A 6,766-nucleotide genomic window follows, 5' to 3' on the forward strand; every position below is an offset into this window, starting at 1 on the left:
ATGGAAAAAGAGCAGCTGATTGAAATAGCCAATACGATAATGCCGTTTGGCAAATATAAAGGGCGTCGCTTAATCGACCTGCCGGAGGAGTATCTGCTGTGGTTTGCCCGCAAAGATGAATTCCCGGCAGGGAAGCTCGGTGAGCTAATGCAAATCACGCTGCTGATTAAAACCGAGGGGCTGACGCAACTGGTCCAGCCCCTGAAGCGTCCGCTTTAAGCTTTATCGGCGCTGCTTTCCTGCTGTGCCTGTAACTGTTCGGTCTGGCGTTTGTATCGACGCGCCAGCACCGCACAGACCATCAATTGGATCTGATGGAAAATCATTAGGGGCAGCACCATCATACCGATCACCGATGTGGGGAACAGAATGTTTGCCATCGGGATGCCATTTGCCAGACTCTTTTTCGAACCACAAAAGACGATAGTAATTTCATCTGCCTTATTGAAGCCCAGTCGGCGTGCCATAAAGACGTTAACTACAATCACGATAGCCAGAAGAACGCAGCTGACCACCACGATAAACAGCAATGATCCCCAGCCAACTTTATGCCAGATACCATTAACGACGGCTTCGCTGAACGCTGTATAAACCACCAACAGAATGGACGTCTGGTCAGTTTTCGCAATCCATTTTTTATTGCGCGACACCCAGTCACCAATCCACGGCCGGGAAAGATGCCCCAACACAAACGGCAGCAGCAGTTGCAGCATAATTTTACCGACCTGCTCAAGGCTGCCCCCTGCACCGTGAACATTCATCACCAGACCAACCAGCAATGGTGAAAGGAAAATCCCCAGCAGGCTGGATGCTGACGCAGAACAAACCGCCGCCGCGACGTTACCGCCCGCCATTGACGTGAAGGCGATTGCAGACTGCACGGTAGCCGGGAGAATGCACAAGTAGAGAAAACCGGAGTAGAGCATCGGGTCGACATTTACCGGTTTCCACCAGGCAAACATTACACCCAGAATCGGAAACAGCACGAAGGTGCTGCAAATTACCCACAAATGCAGTCGCCAGTGACCACCGCCAGCAATAATCGCCTCACGCGACAACTTCGCGCCGTGCATAAAGAACAGCAGGGCAATCGCTGCGGTGGTCAGATTTTCAAAGAAGGGGACGAAATCGCCTCTGGCCGGAAAGAAAGAGGCCAGCAACACCACCGTGATCAGGGTTAAGGTGAAAGGATCGAGGATACGAAAAAGTTTCATAAAGACTCCAGATGATCGATGGTTCTATTGTGCTTCTTCCAGTTTGAGAAATAAAATTGATTTATTGCATCCATTCATGAAGAAAACAGATGAATTATTCTTTAAAACAATTAAAGGTTTTCGTCACAGTAGCGCAGGAGAAAAGTTTTAGTCGTGCAGGAGAGCGTATCGGCCTGAGCCAGTCGGCAGTGAGTCACAGTGTGAAGGAACTGGAAAATCATACTGGTGTTCGCCTGCTGGACAGAACCACGCGTGAAGTGGTGCTTACAGATGCAGGGCAGCAGCTGGCTTTGCGTCTTGAGCGACTGCTGGATGAACTGAACAGCACGTTGCGCGATACCGGGCGTATGGGGCAACAACTGAGCGGAAAAGTTCGGGTCGCTGCCAGCCAGACCATTTCCGCGCATCTTATTCCGCAATGCATTGCTGAAAGCCATCGCCGCTATCCAGATATTCAGTTTGTCCTGCACGATCGTCCGCAGCAGTGGGTGATGGAAAGTATTCGCCAGGGAGATGTCGACTTTGGCATCGTCATCGATCCAGGCCCAGTGGGCGATCTGCAATGTGAAGCGATTCTTTCCGAGCCTTTCTTTCTGCTTTGCCATCGCGATAGCGCTTTGGCCGTCGAAGATTATGTACCCTGGCAGGCATTACAGGGAGCGAAATTGGTGTTGCAGGATTACGCGTCAGGCAGCCGACCGCTGATTGACGCAGCGCTGGCGCGCAATGGTATTCAGGCGAATATTGTGCAGGAGATTGGACATCCGGCGACGCTGTTCCCGATGGTAGCCGCAGGCATCGGCATCAGTATTCTTCCCGCACTGGCGCTACCATTGCCTGAAGGTAGCCCACTGGTGGTAAAGCGCATTACGCCGGTTGTTGAACGCCAGTTGATGCTGGTGCGCAGGAAGAACCGTTCACTTTCCACCGCCGCTGAAGCGTTATGGGACGTGGTACGAGACCAGGGCAATGCGCTAATGGCTGGTCGGGAAGGGGATCCGTTGTATCAGATATAGAGTGAATTCATACTGCCGGGAGCCCCGGCAGTAATCAATCAGAAGTTAAATTTGATGGAGTAGATTATCGCATCCTGGTAAAAATCTTCGCCCAGTTTGTCATCCGCATATCGATACTGAATCCCCGTAGTAATGTGTGATGTTGCATTCCACCACAGTGCAACTGCGCCATTCAGCCCTTCTTTACCGCCATTACCCGCTGCATAGGTAGCGTCACGGTCAAACTCGTACTCGTTCCAGTTGGTAAGAGTGAATTTCTCGCTGCCCAGCATAAAGTTGTAACCTGCAACCCAGCCGGCGACATAGCCGTTGTCGCCAGTGTAATAGGTTTGATCTGTATAACGCTTAGCAAAGAACGGTTTGAACCACCAACCGCTGCCGGTGAAATTGTAGCCGATACCGTACAGGAACATATCGTCGTGGAAATTCACGCGATTCGCAGAACCGTAGGTGCCATACGCATGCAAGTAGAGATTAAATCCGGTGTCACCCAGGTAAATACGGTTGGTATTTTTAAAGGTATAACGCTGCTCGCTACCTGGTTTATTATGGCGACCGTTATAGAAGTTTTCCCAGTCGAAGAACCCGTACATTTCTCCCCAACTAAAGTTAGCGCCACCTTCAAATTCAAGATAACCAAAATCATCTTTGTGTGATTTGGTCGACGATTTTTCGGTAGTCCGGCTGGTCCAGTCCAGATAATGCACGCCGATATCTGCAAAACCGCCTTTAAATTGTGCATGAGATACAACAGGTATCGCTAATATAGAGGAAAGTGTCAGAGTTAAAAGATGTTTTTTCATAGCATAATTCCCTATGCCGATCGTTATTAGTAGATTGCTTAATAAAGTGGTTTGCTAAAAACGACATATTGTTAATGCAAAGGAATTAATATCGCCAATACAGTTTTTACCGTGGATTAATAGAGAAAAGATATAAATCCATCGATATCGAATCGCTATTGAATGCGTGAGAAAAGTGTATTGGTAAGAGCCGGGACAACCTCGCTATAAAAAGGCGTTAGATTCCACCCTACAGAAAAAGGATATGTATGTCTCAGGTTCAATTTTCTCATAACCCGCTGTTTTGCATAGATATTATCAAGACTTATAAACCTGATTTCACGCCACGAGTGGCCTTTATTTTAGGTTCCGGGCTCGGCGCGCTGGCCGATCAGATTGAGAACGCTGTCGCAATTTCCTACGAAAAGCTGCCGGGCTTCCCGGTAAGTACGGTACATGGTCATGCGGGGGAGTTAGTGCTGGGCCATCTCCAGGGCGTACCGGTGGTATGTATGAAAGGTCGCGGACATTTCTACGAAGGTCGTGGAATGACCATTATGACTGACGCAATTCGTACCTTTAAGCTGCTGGGCTGCGAGCTACTGTTCTGCACCAATGCGGCAGGCTCGCTGCGTCCGGAAGTGGGGGCAGGCAGCCTGGTCGCATTGAAAGATCATATCAACACCATGCCCGGTACGCCGATGGTGGGTCTTAACGATGATCGTTTTGGAGAGCGCTTCTTCTCACTGGCAAATGCCTACGATGCGGAATACCGCGCACTGTTACAAAAAGTGGCGAAAGAAGAGGGTTTCCCTCTGACGGAGGGCGTGTTCGTCTCGTATCCGGGGCCGAATTTCGAGACTGCGGCGGAAATTCGCATGATGCAAATTATTGGTGGGGATGTTGTTGGTATGTCTGTGGTGCCTGAGGTTATTTCAGCTCGCCATTGCGACCTTAAAGTCGTTGCGGTCTCTGCGATTACCAATATGGCGGAAGGTTTAAGCGATGTGAAATTGTCACATGCGCAAACGCTGGCGGCTGCGGAGCTCTCTAAGCAGAACTTCATCAACCTTATTTGTGGCTTTCTGCGCAAAATTGCCTGAGAAAAACAATAAGAAACGGCCTCGCGGGTGAGGCCAAATGATGCGACAAGGAAACGATTATGAGCATCGCGATGCGCTTAAAGGTAATGTCCTTTTTGCAATATTTTATCTGGGGGAGCTGGCTGGTTACCCTCGGCTCTTACATGATTAATACCCTTCATTTCACCGGCGCTAATGTTGGCATGGTTTACAGTTCCAAAGGGATCGCCGCGATTATTATGCCTGGTATAATGGGGATCATCGCAGACAAATGGCTGCGCGCAGAACGTGCATACATGCTGTGTCACCTGGTGTGTGCGGGCGTACTTTTTTATGCGGCATCCGTAACTGATCCGGATATGATGTTTTGGGTGATGTTAGTCAATGCGATGGCGTTTATGCCGACTATTGCGTTATCGAACAGCGTCTCTTATTCCTGTCTTGCCCAGGCAGGGCTTGACCCGGTGACCGCTTTCCCGCCCATTCGCGTTTTTGGTACGGTGGGGTTCATTGTCGCGATGTGGGCAGTAAGCCTGCTGCATCTGGAATTGAGTAGTCTGCAGCTGTATATCGCGTCCGGTGCGTCATTGCTGCTGTCGGCTTATGCGCTGACTTTGCCGAAGATTCCGGTTGCGGAGAAAAAAGCGACCACATCGCTTGCCAGCAAGCTGGGTCTGGATGCCTTCGTGCTGTTTAAAAATCCACGCATGGCCATCTTTTTCCTCTTTGCCATGATGCTGGGTGCGGTACTGCAAATTACCAACGTTTTTGGTAATCCGTTCCTACATGATTTCGCCCGTAACCCGGAGTTTGCTGACAGTTTTGTGGTGAAATATCCCTCCATTTTACTGTCAGTTTCACAGATGGCAGAAGTGGGCTTTATACTGACTATCCCATTCTTTTTAAAGCGATTTGGCATTAAAGCCGTCATGCTGATGAGTATGGTGGCCTGGACGCTGCGCTTTGGCTTCTTCGCCTATGGCGATCCGTCAACAACCGGATTTATTTTGCTGCTGCTGTCGATGATTGTTTATGGCTGTGCATTCGATTTCTTCAATATTTCTGGTTCGGTATTTGTCGAACAGGAAGTTGATTCCAGCATTCGTGCCAGCGCGCAGGGGCTCTTTATGACCATGGTAAATGGTGTCGGCGCATGGGTTGGCTCGATTCTGAGTGGCATGGCAGTAGATTACTTTTCGGTGGATGGCGTAAAAGACTGGCAAACTATCTGGCTGGTGTTTGCAGGATATGCTCTTTTTCTCGCAGTGATATTTTTCTTTGGGTTTAAATATAATCATGACCCTGAAAAGATAAAGCATCGAGCGGTGGCTCATTAAAAGGATTCGCAGCTCTGCTCTTCAGAGCTGCTTTTATGATAAAGGTTAATTAGTGAAAGATATTTTATTTTCTTCCGGCGTTGGTTTTGGCATTGGTGCTTTGTTTACAATCGTGCGCTTGCCTATTCCTGTACCAAATGTATTACCAGGTATATTATCCATTGTGTTTATGTATGTCGGATATCTGGTGGTGAAATACTTTATGCCATGATAATTTAATACGATGTATTTATTATATGGAGCACTTAATTATGGAACGCGTATACAGAACAGATCTTAAGTTGCTCCGTTATTTTCTTGCCGTAGCGGAAGAGTTGCATTTTGGCCGCGCAGCAGCGCGTTTAAATATGTCTCAGCCTCCGCTCAGTATTCATATTAAAGAGCTGGAAAATCAACTCGGCACGCAGCTTTTTATTCGCCATTCGCGCAGCGTCGTACTGACACACGCGGGCAAAATCTTGATGGAAGAATCGCGTCGATTGCTGGTGAATGCTAATAATGTATTGGCTCGGGTTGAACAAATAGGTCGGGGAGAAGCAGGGCGGATTGAACTCGGCGTAGTGGGAACGGCTATGTGGGGACGGATGCGCCCGGTTATGCGGCGATTCCTCAGGGAAAATCCTAACGTTGAAGTTCTTTTTCGCGAAAAGATGCCCGCGATGCAAATGGCCCTGCTGGAACGACGTGAACTCGATGCCGGGATCTGGCGAATGGCGACAGAACCACCGACAGGTTTTACCAGCTTACGGTTGCATGAATCGGCGTTTCTGGTGGCGATGCCTGAAGAGCATCATCTCTCATCATTTTCCACCGTTCCGCTGGAAGCGCTACGTGACGAGTATTTTGTTACAATGCCGCCCGTGTACACTGACTGGGATTTTTTGCAGCGAGTTTGCCAGCAGGTGGGATTTTCACCGGTTGTTATTCGCGAAGTTAATGAACCGCAAACGGTACTCGCCATGGTCAGTATGGGTATTGGTATCACATTGATAGCGGACAGCTACGCACAAATGAACTGGCCAGGTGTCATTTTCCGTCCGCTCAAACAGCGCATCCCTGCAGATTTATATATTGTTTATGAAACACAGCAGGTGACGCCCGCGATGGTTAAGCTGTTGGCTGCATTGACACAGTAGGTGAGGAGACAGGAATTGCCGGAAATAGTCGTCTGCTAAGTGAAGCGCATCAGGCAATTTCGCAAATCGCAGATAGCAAAAAAGCGCCTTTAGGGCGCTTTTTTACATTGGTGGGTCGTGCAGGATGACTCGCTTCGCTCGCCCTTCGGGCCGTCGCCGCGAGCGGCTCCGTTGTTTCGCTGCGCTCAACTCAAACCTG

Annotated in this window: 8 protein-coding genes and 1 other RNA gene; 6 read left to right on the forward strand and 3 right to left on the reverse strand. The window is 49.1% G+C overall.

Translation table 11 applies throughout. The features are described 5' to 3' along the window. Complete coding sequence (locus ACJHXA_RS14625; protein WP_000410201.1) at window positions 1-219, forward strand: DUF3820 family protein; 219 nt, start codon at window positions 1-3, stop codon at window positions 217-219. Here the strand turns inward: ACJHXA_RS14625 and ACJHXA_RS14630 are convergent. Then, window positions 216-1,214: a bile acid:sodium symporter family protein gene (locus ACJHXA_RS14630; protein WP_039023396.1), complete on the reverse strand. Its 999-nt coding sequence runs from the start codon at window positions 1,212-1,214 to the stop codon at window positions 216-218. The genes ACJHXA_RS14625 and ACJHXA_RS14630 overlap by 4 nt on opposite strands. Before the next feature lie 89 nt (window positions 1,215-1,303). Between ACJHXA_RS14630 and ACJHXA_RS14635 the strand changes: the two genes are divergently transcribed. Further along, on the forward strand, window positions 1,304-2,230 hold the full coding sequence (locus ACJHXA_RS14635) for a LysR family transcriptional regulator (protein ID WP_001109794.1): 927 nt from the start codon (window positions 1,304-1,306) through the stop codon (window positions 2,228-2,230). Window positions 2,231-2,268: 38 nt separating this feature from the next. Here the strand turns inward: ACJHXA_RS14635 and ACJHXA_RS14640 are convergent, their stop codons facing one another. Next, window positions 2,269-3,033: an outer membrane protein OmpK gene (locus ACJHXA_RS14640; protein WP_000716424.1), complete on the reverse strand. Its 765-nt coding sequence runs from the start codon at window positions 3,031-3,033 to the stop codon at window positions 2,269-2,271. 248 nt (window positions 3,034-3,281) lie between these two features. Between ACJHXA_RS14640 and xapA the strand changes: the two genes are divergently transcribed. Genes xapA through xapR form a run of 4 tightly spaced genes read left to right on the forward strand, consistent with a single transcriptional unit; the run spans window position 3,282 to window position 6,567 of the window. Next, window positions 3,282-4,115 (forward strand): xanthosine phosphorylase, encoded by an 834-nt coding sequence (xapA, locus tag ACJHXA_RS14645; RefSeq protein WP_000084573.1) that lies wholly within the window; start codon window positions 3,282-3,284, stop codon window positions 4,113-4,115. 59 nt (window positions 4,116-4,174) lie between these two features. Next, complete coding sequence (gene xapB, locus ACJHXA_RS14650) at window positions 4,175-5,431, forward strand: xanthosine/proton symporter XapB (protein WP_000020398.1); 1,257 nt, start codon at window positions 4,175-4,177, stop codon at window positions 5,429-5,431. A gap of 52 nt (window positions 5,432-5,483) precedes the next feature. Then, window positions 5,484-5,642 (forward strand): DUF1427 family protein, encoded by a 159-nt coding sequence (locus ACJHXA_RS14655; protein ID WP_000651752.1) that lies wholly within the window; start codon window positions 5,484-5,486, stop codon window positions 5,640-5,642. Between the two features lie 40 nt (window positions 5,643-5,682). Next, entirely contained in the window at window positions 5,683-6,567 is an 885-nt protein-coding gene (gene xapR, locus ACJHXA_RS14660) for a DNA-binding transcriptional regulator XapR (protein ID WP_001341600.1), read from the forward strand. 108 nt (window positions 6,568-6,675) lie between these two features. On the opposite strand, the gene ACJHXA_RS14665 is transcribed toward xapR, so the two are convergent. Next, window positions 6,676-6,766, reverse strand: a non-coding RNA gene (locus tag ACJHXA_RS14665) — RtT sRNA; the annotation flags it as partial.

The organism is Escherichia sp. WS33, from assembly GCF_046486385.1.
In the GTDB taxonomy this organism is placed as follows: Bacteria; Pseudomonadota; Gammaproteobacteria; order Enterobacterales; family Enterobacteriaceae; genus ECMA0423.